Raw genomic sequence first — 26,608 nt, 5'->3', positions numbered from 1 at the left:
CTATTTCCTACTTGTCTAGGAAAAATCCTAGATGTATTGCGCCACTATGGATCCGGATGCGCAACGAGCCGCGCTGGAGGCGCTGATCGCGGAGCAGGGGGCGAACCTCTCCGAGCTCTCGCGGCTGCTTGGGCGCAACCTGGCCTATCTCCAGCAATATCTGGTGCGCGGCACGCCGCGGCTGCTGGCCGAGGCGGACCGATCGCTGCTGGCGCGCTATTTCGGGGTACCCGAGGCGCGGCTGGGAGGGCCGGAGCCGCAGGGAATGGTCGAGGTGGCGCGGCTTGATGTCGGCGCCTCGGCCGGGCCCGGCGGGCTGGTCGACGGCGAGGCGCGGCGGCGGCCGGACCAGTTCAGCCCGGCGCTGCTGCGCGAACTGGGCGTGCGAGCCGAAGCGGCTTCGGTGATCCGGGTGAAGGGCGATTCGATGGCGCCGACGCTGGCGGACGGCGACCGCATCCTGGTCGACGGCGATCGGCGGCGGGTGGAAGGGCGCGGCGGGGTGTTCGTGATCCGGCTCGACGGCGAACTGATGGTCAAGCGGCTGCGGGTAAGCGTCGGCGGGATCGAGGTGATCTCGGACAATCCGGAGTGGGATGACCGGGTGGTGCCGGCGCGGGCGGTGGAGATTGTGGGGCGGGTCGCCTGGCTGGGGCGGGCGGTTTAGGCGGCGGCGCCTTGATATGCTTTCCCCGGCCTTCGCCGGGAAAAGGAAAGCAGCTGACCTTACCGCCCCACGCGCACGCGATCGACGACCCATATCGCGATCAGCAGCGCCAGCCCTACGCCGAGCCCGATCACGAAGCCGAACGAGGCCTCGCCCTTCGCGATGCCGGCGAACACGCCGACGAGCAGGCTGAGCGCGAGCAGGAAGCCGCCGGCCATCGGCGTCTTGGAAGGGGTCTTGGTCATGCGGTCCTGTCTGCCACGTCCCGGGCCGGGACGCTACCTGTGCCATGCCGGGGCACGCGGCACGGCGATTCCGGGATGGTTACCGCGAATTGACTCTCGTGTGGCGCGGAAACTGTTGAATCGCAGGAAGTTGGCACGCGTCGTGAGTCTCTCGCGCGCATGGATATGATGCCCTATCTCGGTGATCGCCGCGAAATCGCCGACGCCAATGAACTCATTGCCTGCTTCGGCGAGCGTGCCGGCAGCGAGGCAGCCGCGCGTGCCGATCGCAGCCGCGACCTTGGCAACCACATCCACTTCTGTCGCTGGCGCCAGATCGAGCGGCTGATCGTGCTGATGTCGGTGGGCAGGGCCGTGGGGACGGTGCACTGATTTCCTTCCCCTCCGTGAAAGGGAGGGGCTAGGGGTGGGTAGGGTCCTGGCGATACCGCCTGGGTGAGCCTTGCCGGCTTCGTAGCGCGTACATCCACCCACCCCCGACCCCTCCCTTTCAGGGAGGGGAGAAGAAGGCACGGACCCGAAACCATCGCGTGGCGTTCTCCCATGCGATGAACACGCCCCAATTGCTCTCCGTCGGCGTGCTCGCCGGCATGATGCTGCTCTTCATCTGGGGAAAATTCCGCTACGACATGGTTGCGGTGATCGCGCTGCTCGCGGCGCTGGCGCTGGGCATCGTCAGCCCGAAACAGGCATTTACCGGCTTTTCCGACGACATCGTGATCATCGTGGCGAGCGCGCTGGTGCTGTCGGGCGCGGTGCAGCGCTCCGGGGTGATCGAGCGGGCGATGCTGGTGCTGCAGAAGCGGGTCACCCATGTCCGTTCGCAACTGCTGCTGCTCAGCGCCTCGGTTGGCTTCGCCTCGGCACTGGTCAAGAATATCGGCGCGCTGGCGATGATGATCCCGGTGGCGCTGCAGATGAGCAAGAAGGCCGGGGTGTCGCCGGCGGCCTATCTGATGCCGATGAGCTTCGCTTCGCTGCTCGGCGGGCTGATCACGCTGATCGGCACCTCGCCCAACATCATCGTCAGCCGGGTGCGCGAGGAGATGACCGGCCAGCCTTTCGGCATGTTCGACTATGCCCCGGTGGGGTTGGGGCTGACCGTGGTCGGGCTGGTGTTCCTGCGCTTCGGCTACCGGCTGCTGCCGCGCGACCGCCGGGCGGCGCCGACCCTGGGCGAGGCGATCGACATCCAGGACTATGTGACCGAGGCGGAGATCCCCGCCGGATCGCCGGCGGTGGACGAGACCGTGGCGGCGTTCCGCGAGCGGCACGACGGCGAGGTGATGGTCACCGCGATCCTGCGCGCGGGCATCCGCTCGACGCCGTTTCCGGACGCGGTGCTCAAGCCCGAGGACGTGCTGATCCTCGCCGGATCGCCCGACAGCCTGGAGCGGGTGATCGCCAGCGACCGGTTGGAACTGGAAGGGGCGCATCGCGAGGCACCCGACGGGGCGAGCAGCGAAGTCGGGGTGATCGAGGCGGTGATCGGTACCGAGAGCCCGCTGATCGGGCGGACCGCCGGACGGCTGGGGCTGCACGAGCGCTTCGGGGTGAACCTGATCGCGGTGTCGCGCCGCGGTGACCGGCTGGCGCGGCGGCTGGGCGACGTGATGCTCGAGCCGGGCGATGTGATCGTGCTGCAGGGGCCGCTCGACCTGCTGTTCGAGCGGCTGGGCGAGCTGGGCTGCCTGCCGCTGGCACAGCGCACCCTGCGGCTGGGCAGCGCGCGCAAGGGGCTGCTGCCGATCGCGATCCTGGGCGCGGCGATGCTGGCGACGGCTTTGGGCTATGTGCCGGTGGCGGTGGCGTTCTTCGCGGCGGCGGGGCTGACGATCCTGAGCGGCGCGCTGCCGGTGCGCGAGGCCTATGACCATATCGAGTGGCCGATCCTGGTGATGCTCGGCGCGCTGATCCCGGTATCGGATTCGCTGCGGACAACCGGCGCCAGCCAGATCATCGGCGACTGGCTGGGGCAGTTCGCCGCGACGCTGCCGCCCTGGGGCGCGGTGGCGCTGATCCTGGCGGCGGCGATGGCGGTGACGCCGTTCCTCAACAATGCGGCGACCGTGCTGGTGATGGCGCCGATCGCCGCGACCTTCGCCAGCGAGCTCGGCTACCGGCCCGAGGCGTTCCTGATGGCGACGGCGGTGGGCGCGGGCTGCGATTTCCTCACCCCGATCGGCCACCAGTGCAACACGCTGGTGATGGGCCCGGGCGGATACCGGTTCGGCGATTATGCGCGGCTGGGGGCGCCGCTCTCGGTGATCGTGCTGGTGGTCGGCACGCCGCTGATCCTATGGGTGTGGCCGGTACATTAAAGGAGTCGCGTGATGGAACGGATGGCACGGATCGAACGGACCGGCGGGCCCGAGGTCATCCAGTGGGTGGATGTCGAACTGGCGCCGCCCGCACCGGGCGAAGTGCGGATGCGCAACACGGCGGTGGGGCTGAACTTCATCGACACCTATTTTCGCTCGGGCCTCTACCCGGTGCCGCTGCCGAGCGGGCTGGGCGGCGAGGCGGCCGGCGTGATCGAGGCGGTGGGCGAGGGCGTGACCGATTTCTCCGTCGGGGATCGCGTGGCGACCTTCGGGCCCGGGCTCGGCGCCTATTCGACGGCGCGCAACCTGCCGGCGGCGAACCTGTTCGCGCTGCCCGACGACATCAGCGACGAGACCGCGGCGGCGGCTTTGCTCAAGGGCGGCACGGTGGAGTTCCTGGTCGAGCGCTGCGCCCGGGTGGAGCCGGGCTGGCATGTGCTGGTCCATGCCGCGGCCGGCGGCGTCGGCCAGATCGCGGTGCGCTGGCTCAAGGCGATCGGCGCGACCGTGCTGGCGACGGTGGGTTCGCAGGAGAAGGTGGCGCTGGCCGAGGCGGCGGGCGCGGACCATGTGCTGGTCTCGCGCGGCGACGGCGTGGCCGAATGGGTGCGCGGTATCACCGGCGGCGCGGGCGTGGAAGTGGTGCTCGACGGCGTCGGCAAGGCGACCTGGGAAGGCTCGCTCGCCAGCGTGCGGCGGCGCGGGCTGGTGGTGAGCTTCGGCAATGCCAGCGGCCCGGTGGAGGGCGTGGCGCTGGGATCGCTGGCGCGCGCCGGATCACTCTATGTCACCCGGCCGACGATGTTCGATTATTATGTGACGCCCGAGGAGCGGGCGCTGGGCAGCGCGCGGCTGTTCCAGATGCTGCGGAGCGGCGCGGTGCGCGCGGACATCGGCCAGCGGTTCGCGCTGGAGGATGCCGCCGATGCCCACCGCGCGCTGGAAGCGGGCAAGACGACCGGATCGACGGTGCTGGTGCCGTAGTGCTTCCCTCCCCGGGCGGGGAGGGAAGGCGGTCAGATGCTGTTCGGATCGACGCGCTGCTTGATCGGACGGCGCTCGACGATCTCGGTGGTGGTGCGGGTTTCGCTCTGGCCGCCCCGGGTGATCGTCTGGGTGACGACCCTCGCGCGGCGGCGGACGTCGCCGGCGGTGTCGATTGTCACCTTGATCGTGCCCGAGACCTGGTCGGCGGCACGCGCCTTGCGGGCGGCCTCCAGGGTCAGCTTCTGGCCGTTGAGCTCGGCCAGGGCGACATCGCCCTTGGCCAGATCGTCGCGGAGGCGCGCGGGATCGATCGCCAGCTCGGCGGTGAAGCCCTTGCCGTCGGGCTTCGCCTTGAGCGGCACCGGGCGCTGGGCCTGGGCATCGGTATAGGGCGCGCCGTCGGCGAGCCTGATCTGGCCGATCGCGAAGGCGTCGATGGTGCGCAGCGCGGCCTCGGGGTCGCACTCGATGCGGAAGCTGTTCCAGCCGGCGACCCAGCGGCCACAGGCGGCGCGCGTCAGGTTCGCGCCCTTGAGCCAGCTGTCGATGCGCGTTTCCAGCTCGGCGCGGTTGCGGAGCTGGAGCGGGCCGGACTGCGGCTGGAAGACGCGCAGCGGGAAGGTCCAGTCGGCGGAGCGGCTGCCCGGCGGCAGGCTGTATTCGAGCTCGACCCCGGCGGGCGTGACCGAGACCACGCGCTCGACCAGCGCATCGCTGTTGCGCGAGCTGCTCATCGCGCCGGCGCTGCGCTGCTGGGTCTCGGTGGTGCGGACGAGCTGGAACTGGTCGCCCGCCTGCTGCGCCATCGCCAGCGACGGCGCGAGCAGGGCGGCGAGGAACAGGGCGGTCCGCATCAGGCGAGCGCGCCCACCACGGCCTTCACTTCCAGGAACTCGGCCAGGCCGAACTTGCCGTGCTCGCGGCCATTGCCCGACTGCTTGTAGCCGCCGAAGGGCAGGTTGGGATCGGGCTGGCCACCATTCACATAGACCATGCCGGCGCGCAGCCGCGGAGCGACGCGCCGGACCGCCTCGCCGCTGCCGAACACCACCGCGGACAGGCCGTAATCGGTGTCGTTGGCGATGCGGACGGCGTCTTCCTCATCCGCATAGGGGATGATCGTGACGACGGGTCCGAAGATCTCCTCGCGGGCGATCGTCATCTCGTTGGTGACGCCGGAGAACAGGGTCGGGCGGACGAAATAGCCGGTCTCGACGCCGTCGGGGCGGCCGGGGCCGCCGGCCTCGAGCTTCGCGCCTTCCTCCATGCCCTTGGCGATCAGGCCCTGGACCTTCTCCCACTGGGTCTTGTTGACCAGCGGGCCGATATGGCGGCCTTCCTCGGCCGGATCGCCGGTGTGGGTGGCCTTCATCACTTCGGTCGCGACGGCGGCGACCTGGTCCTGCAGCCCGGCAGGGACGAGCAGGCGGGTGGGCGCGATGCAGCTCTGGCCCGAATTGAGCAGCACGCTGAACAGGGTGGTCTGGACCGCGCGGCCCATGTCGGCGCCCTCGAGCATCAGCGAGGGCGACTTGCCGCCCAGCTCCTGATGGACGCGCTTCACGGTCTCGGCGGCATTCTTGGCGACCAGCACGCCGGCGCGGGTGGAGCCGGTGAAGCTCACCATGTCGACGCCCTTGTGGCGGCTGAGCGCGGTGCCGACGCCGGGGCCGTCGCCGTTCACGAGGTTGAACACGCCCGCGGGCACGCCGGCGGCGGCAAGCACTTCGGCGAAGATCATCGCGCAGCCGGGCGCCTCTTCCGAGGGCTTGAGCACCATACAACAGCCGGCGGCGAGCGCGGGGGCGACCTTGGAGACGATCTGGTTGAGCGGCCAGTTCCACGGGGTGATCATCGCCACGACGCCAATGGGTTCATGGACCACCAGCGAGTTGCCGATCTGCTCCTCGAACTGGAATTCCCTGAGCGCATTGGCGGCGGACATGAAATGGCCGAGGCCCGAGCCGACCTGCGCGGTCCTGGCCAGGCTGATCGGAGCGCCCATCTCGAGGCTGATCGCCTCGGCCATGTCGCCGGCGCGCTTCTTGTACTCGACCAGGATCGCCTCGATCAGCGCGATGCGTTCCTCGACGCTGGTGCGCGAGAAGCTCTCGAACGCCGTGCGCGCGGCGGCGACCGCCTTGTCGACATCGGCTTCGGAGCCGAGCGTGATCTCGGTGACCGCTTCCTCGGTCGCCGGGTTGATGACTTCGTGGCGGGTACCGCCGACGCTATCGACCCATTCGCCACCGATGAACTGCTTCAGATAGCTGCGCATCACTCTCGCCTCTCCGATTCGAACTTGTGGTATGGAGATGGCGGGGCGGGAGGCCGGTTGCAAGCCGCAACCGGCCCGGCGCCTGTTCAATCCATGCGGCGGAGCCAGATATAGGCGCGGCCGTCATTGTCCGAGAGCGACATGACCATCTTGTCGCCGTTCGGGCGGTAGTTCATCACCAGCTTGGAATCGACGAGATGCACCTGCTTCTCGTTGATCTCATAGTCTTCGGTCTCGTCGGGGGACTCGAATCCGCTCGCCTTGCGATAGGTGAGCAGCTCCATTTTCTTGGTGAATTCCATCCGGTCGCCGCGATGGATGTCCTCGAAGCCGGTCGCGCCGGTGACTTCCCAGCGGCCGACCACGGCAAGGTGGCGCATCGCCTTGGGCAGCTCGCCGCCATAGCCGGAATAGAAGGCGGCCTGGGCGCGCATGTTGCCGACCAGCTTGGTCTCGTCGTCCATGCCGGGCAGCGATGCCGCCTCGATGCGGCCGGCCAGCCCGTCGAGCAGGGCGAAGGCGGCCTTGGGGTTCTCCTCCTTGTGATAGGCGACCGAGGCGTCACGCACCGCAAGGAACTCGTCGACCAGCAGGTGTGCCGACTGGAGCGCCACGCTGGCCTTGCTTGCCGGCGCCAGGGCGGCGGCACGGTCGGTGCCGGGCGCGCCGGTCTTGGCGTCCTTCCAGCTCACCGACACATCGAGCACCGGCGTGCCGGCCGCGAGCTGGGCGACGGGAAGATCCCGGCGGTCCGATGCCTTGGCCAGCGTGGCGAAGATGCCGCCGCCATTGGTGCTGAGGAAAACAGTGGGCACGCGGACGGTGATCGTGCCCTCGGCGGTTTCCTCCATCACATCGGCGGGGACGCCGAACACGCCCGAGATCCGGTAGCCGGCGGCTGGCTTGAGCGTGAGCGCCAGATCGTGCGCGACTTCGGTGCCCATCGTATCGAGCTGCTTGTCGAACACGCTGGCGACTTCGGCGGCGTCCGCGATGAAGAACAGGTTGCCACCGCGGGTGCTCGACACCCTGGTGGCAAGCGCGGCATCGAACTGCACGCCGACGCCGATCGTGGTGAGGCCGATGCCCTTGTGCGAGGCTGCCTCGGCCATGCCCATGAAGCTTTCGGCGTCGGAGGCGCCGACATTGGGCTGCTCGTCGGTGAACAGCATCACGCGGGTGTTGCCCTTGAAGCCGGGCGCGTCGGCGATGGCGGTATCATAGCCGAGGCGCAGACCCGATTCCATGTTGGTCGCGCCGTCGATGTCGATGGCGCGGATCGCGGCTGCGATGCGATCGCGGTTGCCGGCGAAATCGAGCGGCTTCAGGTGCACATGCGCATCGTTTCCATAGAGGATGATCGACATCCGGTCGCCGGCCCGCATCTGGCCGAGGATCTTGAGCAGGCTCTGGCGGACCAGTTCGATCGGCTCGTTGCTCATCGAGCCGGACTGGTCGACCACCGCCACCAGATTGAGCGGTTCGCGCTTCCACTGGCTGGCATCGAGGTTGGATGCGAAGCCGACGCCGACGAACAGCTTGTCGTCCGCGCGTAGCGGCAGGGCAGCAGGCATCGATTCGGCGACGATGCAGAAGAGCTGGCGGCAGGCGGCGCTGCTGGGAAGGGTGAGGTCGTGCTCGCCCATCAGCCCCTCGACCGTGAGCCCTCCGGGAAGCGGCAGGCCGGCAGAGGCGGCGGCTGCACGGAAATGCTTGATGTCCTGCGCGCCGCCCTGGCGCACGCGCATCGAGCCGGTGACGATCAGCACCTCGGCATCCTGGCTCTGGTCCTGCTGATCGTCCTGCGGCGGCGGGGTGCTGGTCTGGGCGAAGGCCGGGGAAAGCGGCAGCGCAAGCGCGGCGAGGGCGATGCCCGACACGAGGGACAGAGACTTCATGGCAGTCCTCCCATTTTATTGCGGGAGCAGAATAACCTATCCGGGCTGGATCATGAAGATGCTGCCACCGATATCGACCAGATAGAGATTGCCGGCCGAATCCTCGCCAAAGGAGGACAGGCTGTTGATCGTTCCGGCATCCGGGGTGAAGTCGAGATTGCGGCGTTCGTAATTGGTGCTGGCGAAGAGCTGGCCCTGGACGAGCGAGGTGGCCGGCACGGTCCAGATATTGCCGCTGACGAAATCGCCGAAGACATAGCTGCCCTGGAGCGACGTGACCGGCCCGCGATAGACATAGCCGCCGATGATCGACGCGCCCTGCTTGGGACCGGAGCCGTGCGTATATTGGGTGACCGGCGCGGTGAGCCCGGCGGGCGCGGTGCCGCTGAACGGGTTGGTGCCTTCCAGGAACTTCCAGCCGAAATTGAGCCCGGGCTGGTTGGGACGTGCGACGTTGACTTCCTCGATCGCGCCTTCGCCGACATCGCCGATATAGAGCCGGCCATCGGGACCGAAGCTGTTGCGGAACGGGTTGCGCAGGCCGATCGCGAAGACCCACGGATCGCCGCCGCCCGCGATATAGGGATTGCCCGGCGCCGGCATGTAATAGCTGGGCGCGGCCCCCGCATAGGGATCGGGATTGGGCGCGATGCGCAGGATCTTGCCGAGCCGTGAATTGGGGTTCTGGGCGTTGTTCGACGGATCGCCACCGCCGCCGCCATCGCCGATCCCGACATAAAGATTGCCGTCCGGCCCGAAGCCGAGCCAGCCGCCATTGTGATTGTTGTTGGTCGGATGCGGGATGCTGACGATGTCGATCTGTGGCCAGGACGTGCCGTTGCGGGCGATCCGCGAGATCACGATCGTGCCGTCGGTGACCGTGCGGTGGATGAAGAAGGGGCCGTCGGTGGCGGTGCCGGCCTGGGGCTGGACGCCCTGGCCGAGCTGGGGCTGCACCGCCAGGCCGAGCAGGCCGCGCTCGCCATCGGTGGACAGGCCGGTGATCGTGGTGAGCAGCGTCTTGGCGCCGGTGGCCGGATCGAGCAGCCAGATGCCGCCGCCCTTCTCCGTCACGATCACCCGGCTGTCATTGGGAATCGCGGAGACCATGACCGGCTGGGTGAAACCGGTGCCGACCCGCTTCACCGCAATGCCTTCGCGGCTGTTGGTGACGGTGACGGCCAGGTCCCGCGTCGACGAAAGCGTTCCGTCGCTGGCGCGGAGCTGGACCTGGTAGACATTGTCGGCATCCGCATCGGCCGGTGCTTCGAAATTGGGGGCGGCGACGAAGCTCAACGCGCCGGCCGCGGTGATCGCGAAGCGCGCGGCATCCGCGCCGCCCGCAATCGTGAAGGTGATCGGATTGCCCTCGGCATCGGTCGCGGCCGCCTGATAGGCGGCGGTGGTGTTCTCCACCACGCTCGCGGTCGCGCCCGAGGTGAAGCTGGGAGCGGTATTGGTCGGAGTCGGCGTGGGCGTTGGCGCAGGACTACCGCCGCCACCTCCGCTGCTGCACGCGGTGACGAGAAGCAGGGCGGAGATGGTCGATAAGCTACGCATGGCCATCACCTTAGAAGCTATTGTTAAACTGGTGAGACGCGATTTCGCTCCGTGCCGCGGAAACGCGACCGTTTCGGGGTGATCGGACAATGTAAGATTTCGTTGCGCCGCAACATGGCTGTCATGATCCCGGGCCATCGGCCCTGATCAGGGGGCAGGGGAACGCTCCCGCAACAACAGGGAGCACATCATGTCCATCCGCTACGCGCTGCTCGCGCTTGCAAGCCCGATTGCCCTGCTCGCCGCCACCGACGCGGCCGCGCAGGAAGCCGCGCAGCCGGAAGCGGCCACGCAGAGCGAGGGCAGCGAGATCGTCGTCACCGCGCAGCTGGTCGAGCAGAAGCCGATGGACGTGCCGTTCGCGCTGACCGCGCTGCAGGGCCAGTTCCTCGACGACCTGGGCATCACCGAATTCGATCGGCTCGGCCAGTTCATCCCGGGCTTCGACGTGCAGAATCAGTCGCCCAACAACCCCGGCTTCGTGATGCGCGGCATCACCTCGGACTCGGGCGCGGCCTATAGCGAGCCGCGCGTCTCGGTCTTCCAGGACGGCGTTTCAATCTCCAAGTCGCGCGGCTCCTATGTCGAGCTGTTCGACATGGAGCGCGTCGAAGTCGCCAAGGGGCCGCAATCGACCCTTTATGGCCGCGGCGCGCTGATCGGCGCGGTCAACCTGGTCCAGGCCAAGGCCGACCCGAAGAACGCCTATGGCTATGTCTATGGGCAATACTCGAACTTCAACGGCTATCGCATCGACCAGACGGTGAACCTGCCGCTGAGCGACGATCTCGCCATCCGCGTCGCCAGCCGGATCAAGGAGCGCGACGGCTTTGTCACCAACCTGCTGGGCGGCGACGATTTCAACGGCATCAAGTCCGAGGCGGTGCGCGGATCGCTGCGCTGGGCGCCCGGCGCGCTCACCTTCGACCTGATCGGCAACTACCAGCACGACAAGGCGACCGGCACCTCGTTCAAGTCGATCGCCTACAATCCCACCAACCCGACCACCGGCGCGGTGATCGGCGATCGCGGGCGCAACAGCGGCGCGGCGCTGGCCAGCCCGTCGAGCTTCGAGCGCGGGCGGCCGCTGGGTCTCGACCGCGACGTGTGGGGCGTGACCGGCATCGCCAATTACGACTTCTCGCCCAACCTCTCGCTCAACGCGATCGGATCGTATCGCGAATTCGCCGGCATCGAGATCTTCGACGCCGACGGCATCTCGCTGCCGGCGCTTACCGCGGCCGAGGACGCGCAGGGCGACCAGACCATGGGTACGCTGCGCCTGACCTGGAAGAACGACCGGATGACGGCGTTCTTCGGCGGCACCTATTTCCGCGAGAACGGCTTCCAGCGCGCGCCGTCGCAGTTCGACGAGCGCGTCGCCCTGGCCCGCCTGACCAACACGCTGAACGGCGGCGGCGCGATCCCGGGCCGTGCGGCGAGCGACCCGGCGCCGCTGGCGCTGTTCTCGAACACCGCCTTTACCGGCCAGCTGCTCCAGGGTGTGGCGGGTGCGTACGGCGTGGCGCTGCCCACCGCCCAGGCCCAGGCGATCGCGGCGAATCTCAAGTCGGCGCATCAGGAAACCACGACGAACTACGGACGCACCGAGAGCTGGGACCTGTTCGGCGATGTCAGTTTCAACGTCACCGAGCGGCTGGAACTGGGTGCCGGCCTGCGCTGGAGCCATGACGCGAAGACCACCGGCTTCTCCTCGGCGGTGAGCAACGGCCGCTCGATCCTGGGCGGGTTCATCGGCGCGCTCGGCCAGCCGGCGGCGACCCGCACCGCGCTGCTCGGCGCGCTGGCGGCGCCCGGCGCGGCGAACATCCCGACCTCGGCGCTCTATCCGGTGCCGCTGTTCGGGTTGGGGGCACAGCCGACCGGCACCAACGGCCAGCTCTACAGCGCCGATCACAATGACAGCGGCTTCACCTGGCGCGCGGTCGCCAAGTACGAGCTTTCGCCCGAAGCGAATATCTACGCCAATTATGCGCGGGGCCGCCGTCCCGAGATCCTGGCCGTCGGCGCGCCTTCGGCCCCGGGCGGCGCGGCACGCTTCAACGTGCTGCCGTCCGAGACGGTGGACAGCTATGAGGCGGGCGTGAAGACCGCGCTCGCCAACCGCACGCTCTTCATCGACGGCTCGGTGTTCTATTATCGCTACTCGAACTTCCAGACGACCGAGCAGCAGGGCACGACCTTCGTCACGATCAATGCCGGCCGCGCCGAAAGCTATGGCTTCGAAGGGCAGGTCAACTGGCGCCCGGCCGACTGGGTCAACCTGTTCGGCAGCTATGCCTATAACCACAGCCGCTTCAGCGCCGGCGCGCGCGAGGGCAACCGCTTCCGCCTGTCGCCCGATCACAGCGCCGCGGTGGCGGTGCAGTTCAAGGTGCCGGCCGGCCCGGTGAAGATCGACTTCACCCCGAGCCTGACCTGGCAGTCCAAGGTGTTCTTCGACGACGACAACGACCTGCCGGCGCTGCAGGTGAACAACCTGGTACCCGACCTGGTGCAGGACGAGGTCCAGGGCAGCTATGCGCTGGTCGATGCGCGGCTCGGCTTCGAGACCGACAATGGCCGCTGGCGGATCGAGGGCTTCGTCACCAACGCCTTCAACCAGAAGTACATCAAGGACGCCGGCAACACCGGCGACGCGCTGGGCATGCCGACCTTCATCGCCGGCGAACCGCGCATCTATGGCATCGCCGCGAGCCTGAAGCTGGGCACGCGCTAACGGGTAAAAGGGGGAGCGCCCGGTATTCCGACAGGGAGCCGGGCGCTTATTTCTTCGGGGCCGGCTTTGGCTTGGCGGCAGTCCTGGGCTTTGCCGCGGCCTTGGGCCGGGGCGCTGCCCTGGCCGGCGGGGCGGCGCTGGCCAGCGTTTCCGGCGCGGGCTCGGGCTGCGTCACGGTGGCGGTCCGCGATATTGCCAGTGCTTCCTCCGCCACCGCGTTGGCGATCGCGGCATGGGCATCCATCAGGTCGTCGCTCATAGCCTGTCTCCTGCTGCCTGAGGCCGGCCTAGGCCGGGGCGAAGTGCTCGAGCGTGATCGCGCCCGTGGCATCGAGCTGCAGCCCGACTTCGCCGGGCTCGTCCGGCTCGCGCGCCGCGAAATGCGCCGTGCCGCCATCCTGGGCAAGCCGGGCGCGATCGAGCGAGGCACGGGTCAGGAACGCCTGGGCCTGATCGAGATGCGCATCGACCAGTGCCTGGCCCGCTGTGCCGGTCTCGCCGCGATAGCCGCCATGGACGACAAGCTGCCAGACGCCGCGCGACAGGCGGGGGAAGCCTATCCGGCGGCCCGTGCGGATCCATCCGGCGACCGCCCCGGCAACGGCTTCCGGCGCGACGAAGCCAGCGACCGCCGGGCAGTCGAGCGCATCGAACAGCATCGGCGCCACCGCGGCGAGCGCGGCGCGGGCATCGTCGGCGCCCAGCGGGGAGGTGCCGGTGGTGAGCGCGAGGAACGCGCCCAGATAGTCGACGAACTCGACCGGGCCATAGGCCCAGTCGATGGCGAAGCGGGCCGCGGCCTTCTGCGCCGCGGCGGCCGGTGCGCCATCGGCGGCGAGCTGGGCCTTGAGGTCGAGCAGCGCGATCCGCTCGCCCAGCGACAGCGCCTGGAACAGCGGGGTGCCCGCCACGCCGAGCGACTTGAGCAGCGTATCGACCGCTGCGAGATCGGCGGCGGTGTACAGCGCCTCGCCCGCCAGCAGCGTCTGCGCCGCGGCGGTGGTGGCCGCGTCCTCGCTGCCTGCCTCCACCGCCATCAGCAGCCGCAGGTCGGCGGCGGACAGCGCGATCAGCCGCGCCGCGCCGGCCAGCAGCCCGAGCTTTGGAAGCAGCACCAGCGGCATGCCGTGCAGCCCCTGCTGGGCGGCGACGACGAGCGCCATCTCGTCCTCGAACGCATAGACGCGCGGCGCCTGGATCGCATGGGCGAGCCATTCATTGCCGCCATCGATGCAGCTCAGCACGAGCAAAGCGGGCTGCGACAGCCCCGCCGGCTGGAAGACCGGCTTGGATGCGACGATCAGTGTCATCCCGGTTTCTCCTCAGGCGCTGGGAAAACCCTTGAGCGCGGTGGCGGCGGCTTCGCAGATCGTCGCATAGCTCCGCACCGCAGTGTCGAGCGTGGCCTGCGCCGCGGCGAGCGTTTCCCGCGCGCCGGCATCGCCCTCGAGCATCTGCGCCATCGCCACGCCGATCGCGGTAGTGGAGACGGTGGAGACGTTGCGCAGCATGTCGGTCGCGTCCTGCACCGCGATCGCGGCGGAGGCGGCGACCGACTGATAGGCACGCCCGGCACCGCTCGCCAGCAGCACCTGCGGCCCGAGCGTGGCATTCTGGGTCTGGTGGATCGCGTCGAGGATGGCGGGATCGATCGTGGATGCCTGGGGTTCGGCTTCGGTTTCGTCAGCGGCCATCGTTCAGCCCTCCTTGCTGGCGCGCGGGGCGGCGGATGGGGCAGGAGGGGACGGGGGCACGGGTGCCGGCGCGACGACCCTGCGCGCGGCGAGGATGCGCGTGCAGGCCGCGGTGGCGGCCGCCGCACCCGATATCGCCGATTGCTGGTGGCGATGGACCGCGCCGTGGAGCAGCGTGCCCAGCGCGTGGGCGGCGGCGAGGTCGACCATCGCCTGCGCGCCGGCCGGCGCGTGGCCGACGACGAGCGTGCTGGTGGCGGCGACGGAATCGACCACCTGGGCGTTCAACGTTGAGCTCATGATCGTGCTCCTGGGCGCAGTGCCCGGCTCAGGCCGACAGGATGTCGTGCGTCGCGATGCCGCTGGTCGTCGTGTCCAGCGAATAGAGCGTTGCCACGCCCATCGTCGTCGCGGCCTGGGCCGTCACATAGTTCTGCTGCTGAGCGTTGGTGGCGTTGTGCGCGGCATTGGCCAGCGCCTGCGCCGTCGCCTGGTAGAGATTGCCGAGCGCGATGGCCGGCGCATCGCCGAGCACCTTGACATTGGCCTGGGTAACGCTGTCGGTGATCTGGTCGTTGACCGAAGTGGGGAATGCCATCTTCCTGTTCCTTTCTGCGTTCAGGCCGCCGGGCGAAGGGCGTGGAGGAGATCCGTCAGCTCGACGCCTTCGGCGGTGTCGAGCGAATAGAGGGTGGTCACGCTCATCGTCGTAGCCGCCTGGGCGGTGACCCAGCTCTGCTGCTGGGCGGTGGTGGCGTTGTGCGCGGCGTTGGACAGCGCCTGCGAGGTGGCGACGAACAGATTGCCCATCGCGATCGCCGGGGCGTCGCCCAGCACCTTGGTGTTCGCCTGGGTGACGCTGTCGGTGATCTGGCTGTTGATTGCCGTGGGAAATGCCATGGGAGCTTCCTTCCTGGGCTGGTCTGGGGCGGGGTAAGCGGGCGATCAGGCGGGGCGGGCAGCGAGGGAAAGGCGCGCATGCATGTCGATGGAATCGACGATCTGACTGTCGAACCGGTTCTTCTCGGTCACCGCGATCCTCCCCTCTGGCGGCAGATGACGGATCCGTGGATCCGCAAGGCAGCAGCCAAATATCTGCAACTTTCAAATGGGTTCTCGTCGTTCGAAAGACTCGAAGCGTCATTCATCAAATTGCGGTGCCGAAACTATTCCACGGAAGTGGATTTGCAAGCTGGATTATATAATTGACGCACCGTTCATCTATTTGATGAAAATGACGCCATTTCGGTTTGAATGTTTTATTTCATCGGCATGTATGGTCGGAGCAAAGAAAAGGGGCGCAGGGATCGGATCCCGGCGCCCCTTTTTCCTTTTGTCCCGCTGGCTTACCAGACGTGGACCCGTTCCTCGGGCGGCAAATACAGCTTGTCGCCGGGCTTCACGCCGAAAGCGGCATACCATTCGTCCATGTTCCGCACGATGCCGTTGACCCGGTACTCCTCCGGGCTGTGCGGGTTGGAGAGCAGCTGCGCCCGCAGCGCGCCCTCGCGCGCCTTGCCCTGCCAGCTCTGCGCATAGGCGAGGAAGAAGCGCTGGTCGCCGGTATAGCCGTCGATCACCGCCGGTTCGCCGTGGCGCGAGACATAGCGGCGATAGGCGGCGTACGCCGCCTCGAGCCCGCCCAGGTCGCCGAGATTCTCGCCCAGGGTCAGCTGGCCCTTGATATGGACGCCGGGGATCGGCTCGTAGCTGTCGAACTGCTTGACCAGCGCCTGGGCATGCGCGGTGTAGCGATCGGCCGACTCCTTGGTCCACCAGTCGCGCAGCCTGCCGCTCGCGTCATATTGGCGGCCCTCGTCGTCGAAGCCGTGGCCCATCTCATGGCCGATCGTCGCGCCGGTCTCGCCATAGTTCACCGCCGGGTCCGCCGCCGGATCGAAGAAGGGCGGCTGGAGCTGCGCGGCCGGGAAGGTCACCTGGTTGAGAACCGGGTCGTAATAGGCGTTCACGGTCTGTGGCGTCATGTCCCACAGCGTGCGGTCGACCGGCTTGCCGAGGCGCGACAGCTGGAGGTTCCAGTCGAACCGCTCCGAGGCAAGGTTGTTGGCCAGCGGATCGGTCCGGCTGACCGGCATCGACGAATAATCGATATATTTGACCGGCCCGCCCAGGCGCGGATCGAAGGCGGCGAGCTTGGCGAGCGCTTCCTTGCGGGTGGGTTCGTCCATCCATTTGGCGGCGTTGATCTTGTCGGCATAGGCGGCCCGCAGGTCCTCGACCAGCTCGTTGGCCTGGGCGGCGGCTTCCCTGGTCCAGTGGCGCTCGGCGTAGATCTTGCCGATCGCCTCGCCGAGGCTGCCGTCAAGCAACCGCACGCCGCGCTTCCAGCGCGGGGACTGGGTCTTCACGTCGTTGAGCGTGCGGCTGTAGAAATCGAAGCGGGCGTCGTCGAACGCCTTTGGCAGATACTGGGCGTGATCGCTGACGAAGCGATAGGCGAGCCAGTCCTTCCAGGTGGCGAGCGGCACATCGGCCATGCGCTTGCCGGCGGCGGTGACGGCGGTCGTCTCGCGCACCACCACGGTCGGCATCTTCGCCAGACCCATATGCGCAAGCGTCGCGTCCCAGTCGAACTCGGGGGCGAGCTTCGCCAACTGGGCGCGGGTCATCGGGTTATAGGTTTTCTGCGGGTCGCGGCGCGCCTCGGGCGTCCACTGGTCCTGCGCCAGCCGGGTCTCGAGCGCCAGGATGGCGTGCGCCTTTGCCTCGGCATCCGCGATGCCGGCGAGCTGCTGGATCTTCACGACATAGGCGCGATAGGCCTTGCGGATCGTGTCGTACTTCTCGCCCTGGAGCAGGTAATAGTCGCGGGTCGGCAGGCCGAGCCGCGCCTGGCCGGCCATCACGGTGTACTGGGTCGGGTTCTTCTCGTCGGCCGAGATGCCGATGCCGATCGGTGCGGCATAGCCCGGCTCGGCCATCAGCAGGTTGAGCGCCTTGCGGTCCTTCACCGCCGTAATCCGCCCGAGATGGGACTTGAGCGGAGCGGTGCCGCGCGCCTCGATCCCGGCCTCGTCCATCCACGCGGCGTAGAAGTCGCTGACCTGGCGCATCACCGGATCGGCGGGGTGCGCGCCGGCACCCTCGACCAGGGTGCGGACCTCGACCTCGGTTTCGTCGGGCAGGTCGTAATTATAGCCGGCGCGCGACTTGTCCGGCGCGATCGGCGCATCCCGCAGCCAGCTGCCTTCGGCGAAGCGGAAGAAGTCGTCGCCCGGCTTCACGCTCTTGTCCATCGTCGCATAGTCGACGCCCCAGCTGCCATATTTCGGCTTGGCGGGGCTGGTCTGGGCAAGGGCGGGCATGGCGAGCGCGGACGTGCCGAGCAGCAGCGCGGCGGCGGCGAGACGGGATAGACGCATGCGGGGAAACCTCCGGGTGATGCAGCGGGCTATCACACTGGAACCGGCCCGATCAATCGCTCCCGGCGTACCGCGCAGTACGGCAAATGTTTCCGAAAAATGTCCCCGAACGAAGCTTCGTCCCGGATCGGTTCTATAAAGTCAAAATTACAAGAATTGCGCATTTAATGGGGAAGGGGCCGAAGTGAAATTACGTTACCTGTTGCTTGCCTTCGCGGCGAGCTGTGCTGCTACGCCTGCGCTGGCGCAGACCGAGACCGCGCCGAAGGAAACCGACGCGGCCAAGCCGGCCAAGCCTGCGACGCAGGATGTGTTCTCGACCGGTGTCGCCAAGGGGCGTGACCGGCTCGACAGCGCGACCTCGACCAGCGCGCTCAAGGCGAGCGAGATCGAGAAGCTCGGGCCGCGTCCGCTTGGCGATATCCTGCGCACCATGCCCGGCCTGCGCGTCGAATCCGCGATCGGCGAGGGCAATGCCAACTACACCGTGCGCGGCCTGCCGCTTGCGGCTGGCGGCTCCAAGTACATGCAGCTGCAGGAAGACGGCCTGCCGGCGCTCGAGTTCGGCGACTTCTTCAACTTCGGCGGCGACGTGTTCCTGCGCGCGGACTTCAACCTGGCGGCGGTGGAATCGATCCGCGGCGGCTCGGCCTCGACCTTCGCCTCGGACTCGCCGGGCGGCCTGATCAACCTGATCTCGAAGACCGGCGATCAGCCGGGCGGCGCGGTGCAGGTCACCCGCGGGCTCGACTATGGCGAGAACCGCATCGATGCGGACTATGGCGCGAAGCTCAGCGAGAATCTCCGCTTCCATGTCGGCGGCTTCTATCGCTGGGGCGAGGGCCCGCGTGAGATCGGCTTCACCGGCTATCGCGGCGGCCAGATCAAGCTCAACGTCACCCGCCAGTTCAGCAACGGCTATATCCGGCTGAACGCGAAATATCTCGACGATCGCTCGCCGACCTTCGCACCCTATTATTTCAAGCTGACCGGCACCGATGCCGATCCGGTGATCGCCAACCTGGCGAATTTCGACATTCGCAGCGACTCGGTGCTCTCGCCGAACATCAGCCCGGTGACGACGCTGGACGGCAAGAACCAGCTGCACCGCTTCCCGGTGAAGGACGGCATGCATCCCAAGTCCAAGTCGATCGGGCTCGAGGCCCAGTTCGACTTCGGCGGCTGGACGATCAGCGAGAAGGCGCGCTTCTCGAAGAACTCGGGCGACTTCCTGCGCGTCTTCGCCAATAGCGCGGACACGGTGGCGAACTTCGCCGTATCGCAGGGCGGCGCCGGCGCGACCGCGCGCTATGCCACCGGCCCCAAGGCCGGTCAGCTGGTCCCGGCCAACGCCAATGGCAACGGCCTGCTCGCGCTCTATTACATGGCCGAGACCCGCGCCCGCTCGCTCGACAACTTCACCAACGACCTGCGTGCCACCCGCGTCTGGGGCGTCGGCAAGGGCAAGCTGACGATGACCGCCGGCGTCTACAAGGCGATCCAGACGCTCAATTCCGAGTGGCTCCACTCGGCGATCGACGTCGATGTCGCCGGCAATGGCGAGACCGCGATGGTCAACATCTTCAACGCCGCCGGCGTGGCCCAGACCCAGGACGGCTTCTACGCCTATGGCCGGGGCCGCAGCAGCAAGTTCCGCCGCATCTTCGACGTGAAGTATGATGTCACCGCGCCCTATGGCTCGGTCAACTATCATGTCGGCAAGGTCGCGATCGGCGGCAGCCTGCGCTACGATATCGGAAAGGTGCGCGGGTCGCTCTACGGCGCTGATCTGGGCGGTCGGGGCACCGGGCTGATCTCGTACGACGTCAATGGCGACGGTACGCTGAGCGTGCCCGAGCGCAGCGTCGCCTGGCTGCCGCTGAGCCAGCCCGCGCCGGTGAACTATGACTATGGTTATCTGAGCTATTCGGCCGGCATCAACTACCGCGTCGCCGAGCCCTTCTCGCTGTTCGCCCGCTACAGCAAGGGCGGCCGCGCCAATGCCGACAAGATCCTGTTCACCCCGGTGGTGAGCACGACCGATGGCAGTGTAGCGAATGACAGCGACAAATATGACGCGGTTCGCCAGCTGGAAGGCGGCTTCAAGTTCCGCAAGGGCGGCGCCAATTTCAACGCCACCGCATTCCTCGCGCATGCCGATGATCACAATGTGCTCAACGGCTCGGCCAACCAGACCATCCGCAGCTACCGGGCCTATGGCCTGGAGATGGAAGGCGGCTTCCGCCGGGGTGCGTTCAGCATCACCGCGGGCGCGACCTATACCAAGGCGAAGATCACCGAGGACAAGCTCGACTCGACGCTGACCGGCAAGGAACCGCGTCACCAGCCGGCCTGGACCTTCGAGGCGACGCCGCAGTTCGAGACGAAGCACTTCACCGTCGGTGCGAACGTGGTGGGCCTGACCAGCAGCTATGCGCAGGACAGCAACCTGCTGCGGATGCCGGGCTTCACCGTGGTCAACGCGTTCCTGCAGGTGCGCCCGCTGCCGCGGGTCCAGCTGATGCTCAACGCGAACAACCTGTTCGACAAGATCGGCTTCTTCGAGATCTCGCAGAGCACCGTGCCGGCCAACGGCATCGGCTCGGGCCGCGCGATCAACGGGCGGACGATCTCGGGTTCGCTGCGCTACGACTTCTGAGGCGCGGCGCATGGGGGAGGGGCGCTCGGGAGACCGGGCGCCCCTTTTTTCATGCCGGGCGGATCAGGCGGCGCCGAGCTTGCGCGCCGCCTCGAGCAGTTCGGTGGGGAACATTGCGACGATCGTCGAATTATGCTCGACGCCGATCTCGGTGAGCGTCTGCAGCCGGCGCAGCTCGAGCGCGCCCGGGCTGGCGGCGATGACGTTCGCGGCATCGGCGAGGGTGCGGGCGGCTTCCTGTTCCCCCTCGGCCTTGATGATGCGGGCGCGCTTCTCGCGGATCGCCTCGGCTTCCTTGGCGATCGCGCGCTGCATCTGGGAGGGGATGTCGAGGTCCTTGATCTCGACCGCGTCGATCGCGACGCCCCAGCGCTCGCAGGTCTGGGCGAGCAGCTCGAGCAGGCGCTGGTTGATCGCGGTGCGGTCCTTGAGCATCCGGTCGAGGTCGCTCTGGCCGATCGCGTCGCGCATCGCTGTCTCGGCGGCCTGGATCACGGCGCTGCGCCAGTCGGCGACGGTGGTGACGACGCGTTCGGCCTGCGCGGCGCGGAACCATAGCACCGCGTTGACGCGCACCGCGACGCCGTCGCGGGTGACGGTCTCCTGCGTGTCGAGCGCCCAGGTGAGGGTGCGCAGGTCGACCTTCACGATGCGGTCGGCCAGCGGGATGCGCCAGAACCAGCCCGGCCCCTTGGTCTCGTGGAGCCGGCCGAGGCGGAAGACGACGCCGCGCTCATATTCCTGGTTGATGCCGAAAGAATTCAACGCAAACGCAAGCACGATCACCCCGATCGGGGCGAGAATTACCAGCGATGTCGGGAGCATTTCGAATGCCTTCGATGCCGCTTGCACGCGGCGAGGTGCGGCGATTGCCGCAGGCACCATTTACGCTCGTTGCGAAGACGAACCAAGCAGCGTCACGCGGATTTGCGGTTGCAGGAAATGCATGTTGCCGTTGCGGCCTGCCGGTGGATCAGAGATTGATCGGCGGCGTTTCCGGCAGGCGATTGGCGGGGAATCCGGCACCGGTCAGGATCGCGCGGACACCGCCCCAGAGCGCACCGGCGATCGCGTTCCACGCCTGCTCGATCGTCAGCGCCGACAGCATGACGACCGACTTCGCGGCGTTCTCGGCATTCTGCTGAAGGCCCTGGAGGAAGAACGCGAAGAGCTCGTCATCGTCCTTGAGCGATCCGGTGGCGCGCGAGGTGGCGATGTTCTCGGCCTGCCTGGCAAGCAGATTGCCCTGACTCTGCACGAAATTGCTGATCACCGAGTAGCCCTGGCCCAGTTCGCCCTTCAGCGCGGCGACCATGTTGCCCAGAATGTCCTGACTATTCATGGCTTCCCCCTTAGCGCTTCAAGGCGTTCTCGACGGTGAGCGCCTGGGCGATCGCCGGATCATAGTTGCCGCGGAACAGGACGACGATATCGGGCTGGAGACCGGCGCTCTTATGGGTGTCCCGCATCCGGCGGAAGGTGCTCAGGATCTGCGCCAGGCTGGCCGGCGAAGTGTTCACGCAGGCGGTGGGATCGGTTTCGCTCTTGCAGAGCTTCTCGACGAGTTTGAGCCCGGAAAGCCGCCTGGCGAGAGGCGGGATCTGACGGGTCATCGCCTGCTGGCGGAGGGATTCGAACTGGCCGATCAGCGCGGCATAGCGCGGCGCATAAGTGGGGAATTCCGAGGCCGGCGAGCCGGTTTCCAGCTCGGCGAAGAGCGTGAGCGCCTGGGTGTTGGTCTGGTCGAGTCCCTGGACCAGCGCCGGATCATAGGCGGGTGCCAGCTGGACCGTGCAGGCCGCGAGCACGAAGGCCCATAGCAGGACAGTGCGCTTCAAGATTGCCGGAACCATCATGCCCACCCCCCAAGGATGCCTCGATTCATCACAGGCGTGCTGCCGGGGGAAGCGGTTATTTGGCCAATTCCGTGCAATCGGCGGCGAGCGGATACGAAAACGCCCGGACCTTCCGGCCCGGGCGCTTCGCTTCTGGTCTGTCCGTAGGGATCAGGCCGAATAGTACATGTCGTACTCGACCGGCGACGGGGTCATCTCCCAGCGAGCGACTTCGCCGCGCTTGATGTCGATATACGCCGCGATCTGGTCCTTGGTGAACACGTCGCCCTTGAGCAGGAAGTCCTGATCGGCTTCCAGGCTGTCCAGTGCTTCGCGGAGCGAACCGCAGACGGTCGGGACCTGCTCGAGCTCTGCCGGCGGCAGGTCGTACAGGTTCTTGTCCATCGGGTCGCCCGGGTGGATCTTGTTCTGGATGCCGTCGAGGCCGGCCATCAGCAGCGCCGCGTAGCAGAGATACGGATTGGCCAGCGCATCCGGGAAGCGGAACTCGACGCGCTTCGCCTTGGTGCCCGCACCGTACGGGATGCGGCACGAAGCCGAGCGGTTGCGCGACGAATAGGCGAGCAGCACGGGAGCTTCATAGCCCGGGACCAGGCGCTTGTAGCTGTTGGTCGACGGATTGGTGAAGGCGTTGAGCGCCTTGGCGTGCTTGATGACGCCGCCGATGAAGTAGAGGCACGCGTCCGACAGGCCGGCATAGCCGTTGCCCGCGAAGGTGTTGGCACCCTTTTCCCAGATCGAGATATGGGTGTGCATGCCCGAGCCGTTATCTTCCTTGATCGGCTTCGGCATGAAGGTCGCGGTCTTGCCATAGGCGTTGGCGACCTGGTGCACGACATACTTGTAGATCTGCATGCGGTCGGCAGTCTGGACGAGCGTGCCATAGGTCAGGCCGAGCTCATGCTGCGCCGCGGCGACTTCGTGGTGGTGCTTGTCGCAGGGCAGGCCCATTTCGAGCATGGTGGCGACCATCTCGCCGCGGATGTCGACGGCCGAGTCGACCGGCGCGACCGGGAAGTAGCCGCCCTTGGCGCGCGGACGGTGGCCGAGGTTGCCGGCCTCATATTCCTTGCCCGAATTGCCCGGCAGCTCGATGTCGTCGATCGCGTAGTACGAGGTCGAGTAGCTGTTCTCGAAGCGCACGTCGTCGAACATGAAGAACTCGGCTTCCGGACCGACATAGACGGTGTCGCCGATGCCGAGCGACTTGAGATAGGCCTCGGAGCGCTTCGCGGTCGAGCGCGGGTCGCGGGCATAGAGCTCGCCGGTCGAGGGCTCGACGATGTCGCAGACCAGGATCAGCATCGGGGTGGCCGAGAACGGATCGATCCAGACGGCGTCCAGATCCGGCTTCAGGATCATGTCCGACTCGTTGATCGCCTTCCAGCCCTCGATCGACGAACCGTCGAACATCAGGCCGTCGGTCAGCTCGTCCTCGCCGATCACCTTGGCGACCATGGTGAGGTGCTGCCACTTGCCCTTGGGATCGGTGAAACGAAGATCGATCCACTCGATCTCGTTGTCCTTCACCATCTTCAGAACGTCGCTGGCCGAATTCGCCATTGTTGAACCCTTTCGCTCTCTTTCGTTGACCCGACGAATCGGGAAAGAATCTTGCCCCAGAGGGGTGCTACATCGACGCTATGTTGCGCCGCGTCAAATCGCGTTTTCGTTGCGCTCGCCGGTGCGGATGCGCAGCGCGGTCTCCACCGGGATCACGAAGATCTTGCCGTCGCCGATCCGGCCGGTCTGCGCCGCGGCGGCAACCGCCTCGACCACGCGATCGGCAAGCGAGTCCTCCACGACGACCTCGAGCTTCACCTTGGGAAGGAAGTCCACGACATATTCTGCGCCGCGATAGAGCTCGGTATGGCCCTTCTGACGGCCGAAGCCCTTGGCTTCGGTGACGGTGATGCCGGAAACGCCCACTTCATGCAGCGCTTCCTTCACTTCGTCGAGCTTGAACGGCTTGATGATCGCTTCGATCTTTTTCACGGTTTCCCCCGAGGCACATGAGGCTTGCCTGTCCGCGCGTCTGGCAAGGTTCGTGCCAGTGCGGGACTCGGCTTGCTCCCTCGGATGCACGCCGGGCAAAGCTTTAACAAGTGCCTATCAATTGAGCAGCGGGGCCCGTGGTGCCGGATTTGGGGGCAGCAGCTCGGTGCGAGGCTGAAACGGGGCGACCGGCAGGTCTTTTTGGGAACCGGCAAGGCTGGTCGCGGGTTGTACGCTGCTTGAGCGTACCGGGGTGTGACCCAAATGCAGACAATGCCGATGAACCTGCCCGCCGAGTTGCATCGGCGGGGAAGCGATGTGCCGGGTGGCGACGTGATCGTCGCCCGAGGGCCGCTGGTCATCATGGCGCAGGGCCTGCTCGCGCTCGACCCCGAAGCGCGCAAATGCTGCTGGATTCACAGCGAGGCGGGTGACCTGGACGCGGCCGGCGCCGAGGAGCAGCTCGAAGGCTGGGGCAGGCTGCCGCATTGAAACGCCCCCGGAAGCGCGGGCTTCCAGGGGCGTCTCGTAACCTGAAAAGGCAGGATCAGCGGGTGGCGGGGCCGCCGCCCGGGATCTGGACGTTGAGCGGCTCGGTGGTGAACACCTTGTACTCGCGGCCCTGTTCGACGATCGCGCTCTTGCCGGTGACGAAGGCGCCGAACACGCCGACCGCCACCGCCGCACCGACCGCGGCGCCGGTATTGCCCTGGCCCTCCTGGCGGAAATGGCCCTTGAGCGGGATGCGATTGCCGTTGAGCTCGATATGAGTGATGTCGAACTCCATCTTGGCCGACTTGCCGAACGCACCCTTGCCGGTGCGATAGGTGACGATGCCAAAGGCCGGCGTGCCCTTCGGGATCACCACAAAGTCGCCGATCATCACATTGTTCGCGACGCTCAGGTCGAACTTGTGGCCTTCCTTCTTGAACTTCTTCGAGTTCAGCTCGGCGTTCATGCTGACGGTGACTTCGGTGTTCGGGGCCAGCGTGGCCGTGGAGCCGGCGATGGCGGTTTCGATCGGGCGTGCGACGATCGGTGCGGAGCCCCCCGGCGTGGCGGTAACCACCGCAGGCGTGGTCTGCGGTGCGCTCTGCGGCGCATCCTGCGTGCCGGACACGAGCAGCATCATCCCAATAACGATATTCATGATTCCCCCCAGTGCAAAGAATTGCCCCCAATTGGTTGCGCGGGTCGTTGCAAAGGTCAAACAATATTTGGTCCGCGTTCCATGCGGTTAGATGGTTACCCCGCAGTTGCGAAAGAAAAGCGGGCGTGAGGACTGGTCCGCTTCGGTTCGAACCGGTATTCGGTCCTGCGACCCCAAAGGGGCGGTCGCTTTCCTTGAAACAGGGCAGGAAAAACCGATCATGAACCTCCGCATGATGTTCGGTGCGGCCGTTGCGGCCGGACTTCTCTTTTCCGTGGCGCCGGCACAGGCGCAGTTCGGCAGCATCGGCAAGCTGGTGAAGAAGGCCGGCGTGAGCATGCCGAGCCTGCAGAAGGAGCCGATCACGACGAGCCTGCCGGACGCGAAATGGGGCGATCCGAGCCAGGACGGCTTCGTGCCGCGTGAACCCAAGAAGCCGCTTTCGCAGTTGCAGCGCACGGCGGCCGGCGGGTTCGTGCTGCAGCCGGGCTATTACAGCTTCCACGACCAGAGCTATTGCCTGAAGGCGGGCACCCACGGCCCGGGCGGTGGCGACGGCTATCTCTACGCGCCGCCCAAGGGACCGGCCGAGGATGTGGTGCTGGCGATCGTGCGCAATTCGGTGAGCCATCCCGAGATCGACCAGCACATCATCCAGACTTTGCTCTGGGCGATCATCGCGCGGGCGAAGTTCGAGGATCTGTCGACCGAGCACAAGGCGGTGGCGGCACAGCTGCTCACTCCGCGCCAGCTCGCCTCGCTCAACCGCAGCGCGCTCGACCTGCTCAACCAGGGGCCGATCGCCGACAATCTGCCGAGCGGCGTGCGCCAGGCGCTGCGCGCCGAGGCGGACCTGCGGCGGATGCTGGCTTCGGGCGGCAGCTATGCCGATCTTGAGCGGGTGGCGGTGCTCGCCGGCGCGGCCGGCGTGGGCGAGGGCAGCGAGGACGTGCCGAGCGGGCGCTGGAGCAAGCACCCGGACGGCTATTTCATCCGCTACCTGCCGCAGAGCTACACCAACACGATCGTCGAGATCTGGGTGCCGCAGGGCAGCCCCGCCGCGGGCCGGGAATATGACCCGGCGACGCACATTGCGGTGCCGGGCAACACCAACCGCCAGAGGCTGATCCAGTCGGGCCGGCCCTACAAGTCGTGAGATGAGGGGAGGGGCG

Annotated in this window: 27 protein-coding genes; 9 read left to right on the top strand and 18 right to left on the bottom strand. The window is 67.1% G+C overall.

The window, feature by feature from the left end; all coding sequences use genetic code 11:
- The first annotated feature begins 31 nt into the window (after positions 1-31).
- Positions 32-667, top strand: a complete 636-nt coding sequence (locus O3305_RS11070; RefSeq protein ID WP_502958125.1) for a S24 family peptidase — start codon at positions 32-34, stop codon at positions 665-667.
- Between the two features lie 59 nt (positions 668-726).
- On the opposite strand, the gene O3305_RS11065 is transcribed toward O3305_RS11070, so the two are convergent.
- Entirely contained in the window at positions 727-912 is a 186-nt protein-coding gene (locus O3305_RS11065) for a hypothetical protein (RefSeq protein ID WP_269572621.1), read from the bottom strand.
- Between the two features lie 159 nt (positions 913-1,071).
- Between O3305_RS11065 and O3305_RS11060 the strand changes: the two genes are divergently transcribed.
- The 3 genes from O3305_RS11060 to O3305_RS11050 all read left to right on the top strand — a co-directional run bounded on the left by O3305_RS11060 (position 1,072) and on the right by O3305_RS11050 (position 4,220).
- A complete protein-coding gene (locus O3305_RS11060) occupies positions 1,072-1,284 on the top strand; it encodes a hypothetical protein (RefSeq protein ID WP_269572620.1) in 213 nt (70 codons plus the stop codon).
- A 176-nt stretch (positions 1,285-1,460) separates the two neighbouring features.
- Positions 1,461-3,233 (top strand): SLC13 family permease, encoded by a 1,773-nt coding sequence (locus O3305_RS11055; RefSeq protein WP_269572619.1) that lies wholly within the window; start codon positions 1,461-1,463, stop codon positions 3,231-3,233.
- 12 nt (positions 3,234-3,245) lie between these two features.
- Positions 3,246-4,220 carry a quinone oxidoreductase family protein gene (locus O3305_RS11050; RefSeq protein ID WP_269572618.1) on the top strand — a complete coding sequence of 325 codons (975 nt, stop codon included), beginning with the start codon at positions 3,246-3,248 and terminating at the stop codon, positions 4,218-4,220.
- 32 nt (positions 4,221-4,252) lie between these two features.
- Here the strand turns inward: O3305_RS11050 and O3305_RS11045 are convergent, their stop codons facing one another.
- The 4 genes from O3305_RS11045 to O3305_RS11030 all read right to left on the bottom strand — a co-directional run bounded on the left by O3305_RS11045 (position 4,253) and on the right by O3305_RS11030 (position 9,959).
- On the bottom strand, positions 4,253-5,077 hold the full coding sequence (locus O3305_RS11045; RefSeq protein WP_269572617.1) for a hypothetical protein: 825 nt from the start codon (positions 5,075-5,077) through the stop codon (positions 4,253-4,255).
- A complete protein-coding gene (locus O3305_RS11040; protein ID WP_269572616.1) occupies positions 5,077-6,501 on the bottom strand; it encodes an aldehyde dehydrogenase family protein in 1,425 nt (474 codons plus the stop codon). Before O3305_RS11040 ends, O3305_RS11045 begins: the two co-directional genes overlap by 1 nt.
- 86 nt (positions 6,502-6,587) lie before the next feature.
- Positions 6,588-8,399: a vWA domain-containing protein gene (locus tag O3305_RS11035; RefSeq protein WP_269572615.1), complete on the bottom strand. Its 1,812-nt coding sequence runs from the start codon at positions 8,397-8,399 to the stop codon at positions 6,588-6,590.
- A gap of 36 nt (positions 8,400-8,435) precedes the next feature.
- Positions 8,436-9,959 (bottom strand): PQQ-dependent sugar dehydrogenase, encoded by a 1,524-nt coding sequence (locus tag O3305_RS11030; protein ID WP_269572614.1) that lies wholly within the window; start codon positions 9,957-9,959, stop codon positions 8,436-8,438.
- Between the two features lie 190 nt (positions 9,960-10,149).
- Here O3305_RS11030 and O3305_RS11025 point away from each other — a divergent pair, with 190 nt between their 5' ends.
- Positions 10,150-12,699: a TonB-dependent receptor gene (locus O3305_RS11025; RefSeq protein ID WP_269572613.1), complete on the top strand. Its 2,550-nt coding sequence runs from the start codon at positions 10,150-10,152 to the stop codon at positions 12,697-12,699.
- 46 nt (positions 12,700-12,745) lie between these two features.
- On the opposite strand, the gene O3305_RS11020 is transcribed toward O3305_RS11025, so the two are convergent.
- The 6 genes from O3305_RS11020 to O3305_RS10995 are packed head-to-tail and all read right to left on the bottom strand — an operon-like array spanning position 12,746 to position 15,293.
- A complete protein-coding gene (locus tag O3305_RS11020) occupies positions 12,746-12,958 on the bottom strand; it encodes a hypothetical protein (protein WP_269572612.1) in 213 nt (70 codons plus the stop codon).
- Positions 12,959-12,986: 28 nt separating this feature from the next.
- The gene (locus O3305_RS11015) at positions 12,987-14,009 is read right to left on the bottom strand and encodes a hypothetical protein (protein WP_269572611.1); all 1,023 of its coding nucleotides are present in this window, start codon (positions 14,007-14,009) and stop codon (positions 12,987-12,989) included.
- A 12-nt stretch (positions 14,010-14,021) separates the two neighbouring features.
- A complete protein-coding gene (locus O3305_RS11010; RefSeq protein ID WP_269572610.1) occupies positions 14,022-14,393 on the bottom strand; it encodes a hypothetical protein in 372 nt (123 codons plus the stop codon).
- A gap of 3 nt (positions 14,394-14,396) precedes the next feature.
- Positions 14,397-14,693, bottom strand: coding sequence for a RebB family R body protein (locus O3305_RS11005; RefSeq protein ID WP_269572609.1), 297 nt, complete (start codon positions 14,691-14,693; stop codon positions 14,397-14,399).
- Between the two features lie 28 nt (positions 14,694-14,721).
- The gene (locus O3305_RS11000; RefSeq protein WP_184168906.1) at positions 14,722-14,991 is read right to left on the bottom strand and encodes a RebB family R body protein; all 270 of its coding nucleotides are present in this window, start codon (positions 14,989-14,991) and stop codon (positions 14,722-14,724) included.
- 20 nt (positions 14,992-15,011) lie between these two features.
- Positions 15,012-15,293, bottom strand: coding sequence for a RebB family R body protein (locus O3305_RS10995; protein ID WP_184168905.1), 282 nt, complete (start codon positions 15,291-15,293; stop codon positions 15,012-15,014).
- A gap of 78 nt (positions 15,294-15,371) precedes the next feature.
- On the opposite strand from O3305_RS10995, the gene O3305_RS10990 reads away from it, so the two are divergent.
- On the top strand, positions 15,372-15,602 hold the full coding sequence (locus O3305_RS10990; RefSeq protein WP_269572608.1) for a hypothetical protein: 231 nt from the start codon (positions 15,372-15,374) through the stop codon (positions 15,600-15,602).
- A gap of 137 nt (positions 15,603-15,739) precedes the next feature.
- Here the strand turns inward: O3305_RS10990 and O3305_RS10985 are convergent, their stop codons facing one another.
- Positions 15,740-17,776, bottom strand: coding sequence for a M13 family metallopeptidase (locus O3305_RS10985; RefSeq protein WP_269572607.1), 2,037 nt, complete (start codon positions 17,774-17,776; stop codon positions 15,740-15,742).
- 184 nt (positions 17,777-17,960) lie between these two features.
- Between O3305_RS10985 and O3305_RS10980 the strand changes: the two genes are divergently transcribed.
- Entirely contained in the window at positions 17,961-20,435 is a 2,475-nt protein-coding gene (locus O3305_RS10980) for a TonB-dependent receptor domain-containing protein (protein ID WP_269572606.1), read from the top strand.
- 63 nt (positions 20,436-20,498) lie between these two features.
- Here O3305_RS10980 and O3305_RS10975 read toward each other — a convergent pair whose 3' ends face one another.
- From O3305_RS10975 to O3305_RS10955, 5 genes are all read right to left on the bottom strand, one after another.
- Positions 20,499-21,260, bottom strand: a complete 762-nt coding sequence (locus O3305_RS10975; protein ID WP_184168901.1) for an SPFH domain-containing protein — start codon at positions 21,258-21,260, stop codon at positions 20,499-20,501.
- A 148-nt stretch (positions 21,261-21,408) separates the two neighbouring features.
- Positions 21,409-21,777, bottom strand: coding sequence for a hypothetical protein (locus O3305_RS10970; RefSeq protein WP_269572605.1), 369 nt, complete (start codon positions 21,775-21,777; stop codon positions 21,409-21,411).
- 10 nt (positions 21,778-21,787) lie between these two features.
- Positions 21,788-22,273, bottom strand: coding sequence for a hypothetical protein (locus O3305_RS10965; RefSeq protein WP_269572604.1), 486 nt, complete (start codon positions 22,271-22,273; stop codon positions 21,788-21,790).
- 168 nt (positions 22,274-22,441) lie between these two features.
- Entirely contained in the window at positions 22,442-23,854 is a 1,413-nt protein-coding gene (glnA, locus tag O3305_RS10960) for a type I glutamate--ammonia ligase (RefSeq protein WP_269572603.1), read from the bottom strand.
- A 93-nt stretch (positions 23,855-23,947) separates the two neighbouring features.
- Positions 23,948-24,286: a P-II family nitrogen regulator gene (locus O3305_RS10955; RefSeq protein ID WP_086131131.1), complete on the bottom strand. Its 339-nt coding sequence runs from the start codon at positions 24,284-24,286 to the stop codon at positions 23,948-23,950.
- Positions 24,287-24,550: 264 nt separating this feature from the next.
- On the opposite strand from O3305_RS10955, the gene O3305_RS10950 reads away from it, so the two are divergent.
- The gene (locus tag O3305_RS10950; RefSeq protein WP_269572602.1) at positions 24,551-24,778 is read left to right on the top strand and encodes a hypothetical protein; all 228 of its coding nucleotides are present in this window, start codon (positions 24,551-24,553) and stop codon (positions 24,776-24,778) included.
- Positions 24,779-24,833: 55 nt separating this feature from the next.
- On the opposite strand, the gene O3305_RS10945 is transcribed toward O3305_RS10950, so the two are convergent.
- Complete coding sequence (locus tag O3305_RS10945; RefSeq protein ID WP_269572601.1) at positions 24,834-25,436, bottom strand: hypothetical protein; 603 nt, start codon at positions 25,434-25,436, stop codon at positions 24,834-24,836.
- Positions 25,437-25,656: 220 nt separating this feature from the next.
- On the opposite strand from O3305_RS10945, the gene O3305_RS10940 reads away from it, so the two are divergent.
- Positions 25,657-26,592 carry a 6TM ABC transporter family protein gene (locus O3305_RS10940; protein ID WP_269572600.1) on the top strand — a complete coding sequence of 312 codons (936 nt, stop codon included), beginning with the start codon at positions 25,657-25,659 and terminating at the stop codon, positions 26,590-26,592.
- Positions 26,593-26,608: the final 16 nt, after the last annotated feature.

The organism is Sphingomonas sp. NIBR02145 (genome assembly GCF_027359115.1).
Classification (GTDB): Bacteria; Pseudomonadota; Alphaproteobacteria; order Sphingomonadales; family Sphingomonadaceae; genus Sphingomonas; species Sphingomonas kyeonggiensis_A.
The sequence above is the reverse complement of the archived record's forward strand: the minus strand, read 5'-3'. Positions and strand labels throughout refer to the sequence as shown.

What these genes read in the sequence shown, in the direction of transcription:
- O3305_RS10975 (WP_184168901.1), bottom strand. Translation starts at nt 21,260, where the DNA reads ATGCTCCCGACATCGCTGGTAATTCTCGCCCCGATCGGGGTGATCGTG.
- O3305_RS10950 (WP_269572602.1), top strand. Translation starts at nt 24,551, where the DNA reads ATGCAGACAATGCCGATGAACCTGCCCGCCGAGTTGCATCGGCGGGGA.
- O3305_RS11000 (WP_184168906.1), bottom strand. Translation starts at nt 14,991, where the DNA reads ATGGCATTCCCCACTTCGGTCAACGACCAGATCACCGACAGCGTTACC.
- O3305_RS10985 (WP_269572607.1), bottom strand. Translation starts at nt 17,776, where the DNA reads ATGCGTCTATCCCGTCTCGCCGCCGCCGCGCTGCTGCTCGGCACGTCC.
- O3305_RS11020 (WP_269572612.1), bottom strand. Translation starts at nt 12,958, where the DNA reads ATGAGCGACGACCTGATGGATGCCCATGCCGCGATCGCCAACGCGGTG.
- O3305_RS10940 (WP_269572600.1), top strand. Translation starts at nt 25,657, where the DNA reads ATGAACCTCCGCATGATGTTCGGTGCGGCCGTTGCGGCCGGACTTCTC.
- O3305_RS11050 (WP_269572618.1), top strand. Translation starts at nt 3,246, where the DNA reads ATGGAACGGATGGCACGGATCGAACGGACCGGCGGGCCCGAGGTCATC.
- O3305_RS11030 (WP_269572614.1), bottom strand. Translation starts at nt 9,959, where the DNA reads ATGCGTAGCTTATCGACCATCTCCGCCCTGCTTCTCGTCACCGCGTGC.
- O3305_RS11010 (WP_269572610.1), bottom strand. Translation starts at nt 14,393, where the DNA reads ATGGCCGCTGACGAAACCGAAGCCGAACCCCAGGCATCCACGATCGAT.
- O3305_RS10995 (WP_184168905.1), bottom strand. Translation starts at nt 15,293, where the DNA reads ATGGCATTTCCCACGGCAATCAACAGCCAGATCACCGACAGCGTCACC.
- O3305_RS11025 (WP_269572613.1), top strand. Translation starts at nt 10,150, where the DNA reads ATGTCCATCCGCTACGCGCTGCTCGCGCTTGCAAGCCCGATTGCCCTG.
- O3305_RS11045 (WP_269572617.1), bottom strand. Translation starts at nt 5,077, where the DNA reads ATGCGGACCGCCCTGTTCCTCGCCGCCCTGCTCGCGCCGTCGCTGGCG.
- O3305_RS10945 (WP_269572601.1), bottom strand. Translation starts at nt 25,436, where the DNA reads ATGAATATCGTTATTGGGATGATGCTGCTCGTGTCCGGCACGCAGGAT.
- O3305_RS11035 (WP_269572615.1), bottom strand. Translation starts at nt 8,399, where the DNA reads ATGAAGTCTCTGTCCCTCGTGTCGGGCATCGCCCTCGCCGCGCTTGCG.
- O3305_RS10970 (WP_269572605.1), bottom strand. Translation starts at nt 21,777, where the DNA reads ATGAATAGTCAGGACATTCTGGGCAACATGGTCGCCGCGCTGAAGGGC.
- O3305_RS11015 (WP_269572611.1), bottom strand. Translation starts at nt 14,009, where the DNA reads ATGACACTGATCGTCGCATCCAAGCCGGTCTTCCAGCCGGCGGGGCTG.
- O3305_RS11055 (WP_269572619.1), top strand. Translation starts at nt 1,461, where the DNA reads ATGAACACGCCCCAATTGCTCTCCGTCGGCGTGCTCGCCGGCATGATG.
- O3305_RS11005 (WP_269572609.1), bottom strand. Translation starts at nt 14,693, where the DNA reads ATGAGCTCAACGTTGAACGCCCAGGTGGTCGATTCCGTCGCCGCCACC.
- glnA (WP_269572603.1), bottom strand. Translation starts at nt 23,854, where the DNA reads ATGGCGAATTCGGCCAGCGACGTTCTGAAGATGGTGAAGGACAACGAG.
- O3305_RS11065 (WP_269572621.1), bottom strand. Translation starts at nt 912, where the DNA reads ATGACCAAGACCCCTTCCAAGACGCCGATGGCCGGCGGCTTCCTGCTC.
- O3305_RS11060 (WP_269572620.1), top strand. Translation starts at nt 1,072, where the DNA reads ATGGATATGATGCCCTATCTCGGTGATCGCCGCGAAATCGCCGACGCC.
- O3305_RS10990 (WP_269572608.1), top strand. Translation starts at nt 15,372, where the DNA reads ATGCATGTCGATGGAATCGACGATCTGACTGTCGAACCGGTTCTTCTC.
- O3305_RS11070 (WP_502958125.1), top strand. Translation starts at nt 32, where the DNA reads ATGTATTGCGCCACTATGGATCCGGATGCGCAACGAGCCGCGCTGGAG.
- O3305_RS11040 (WP_269572616.1), bottom strand. Translation starts at nt 6,501, where the DNA reads ATGCGCAGCTATCTGAAGCAGTTCATCGGTGGCGAATGGGTCGATAGC.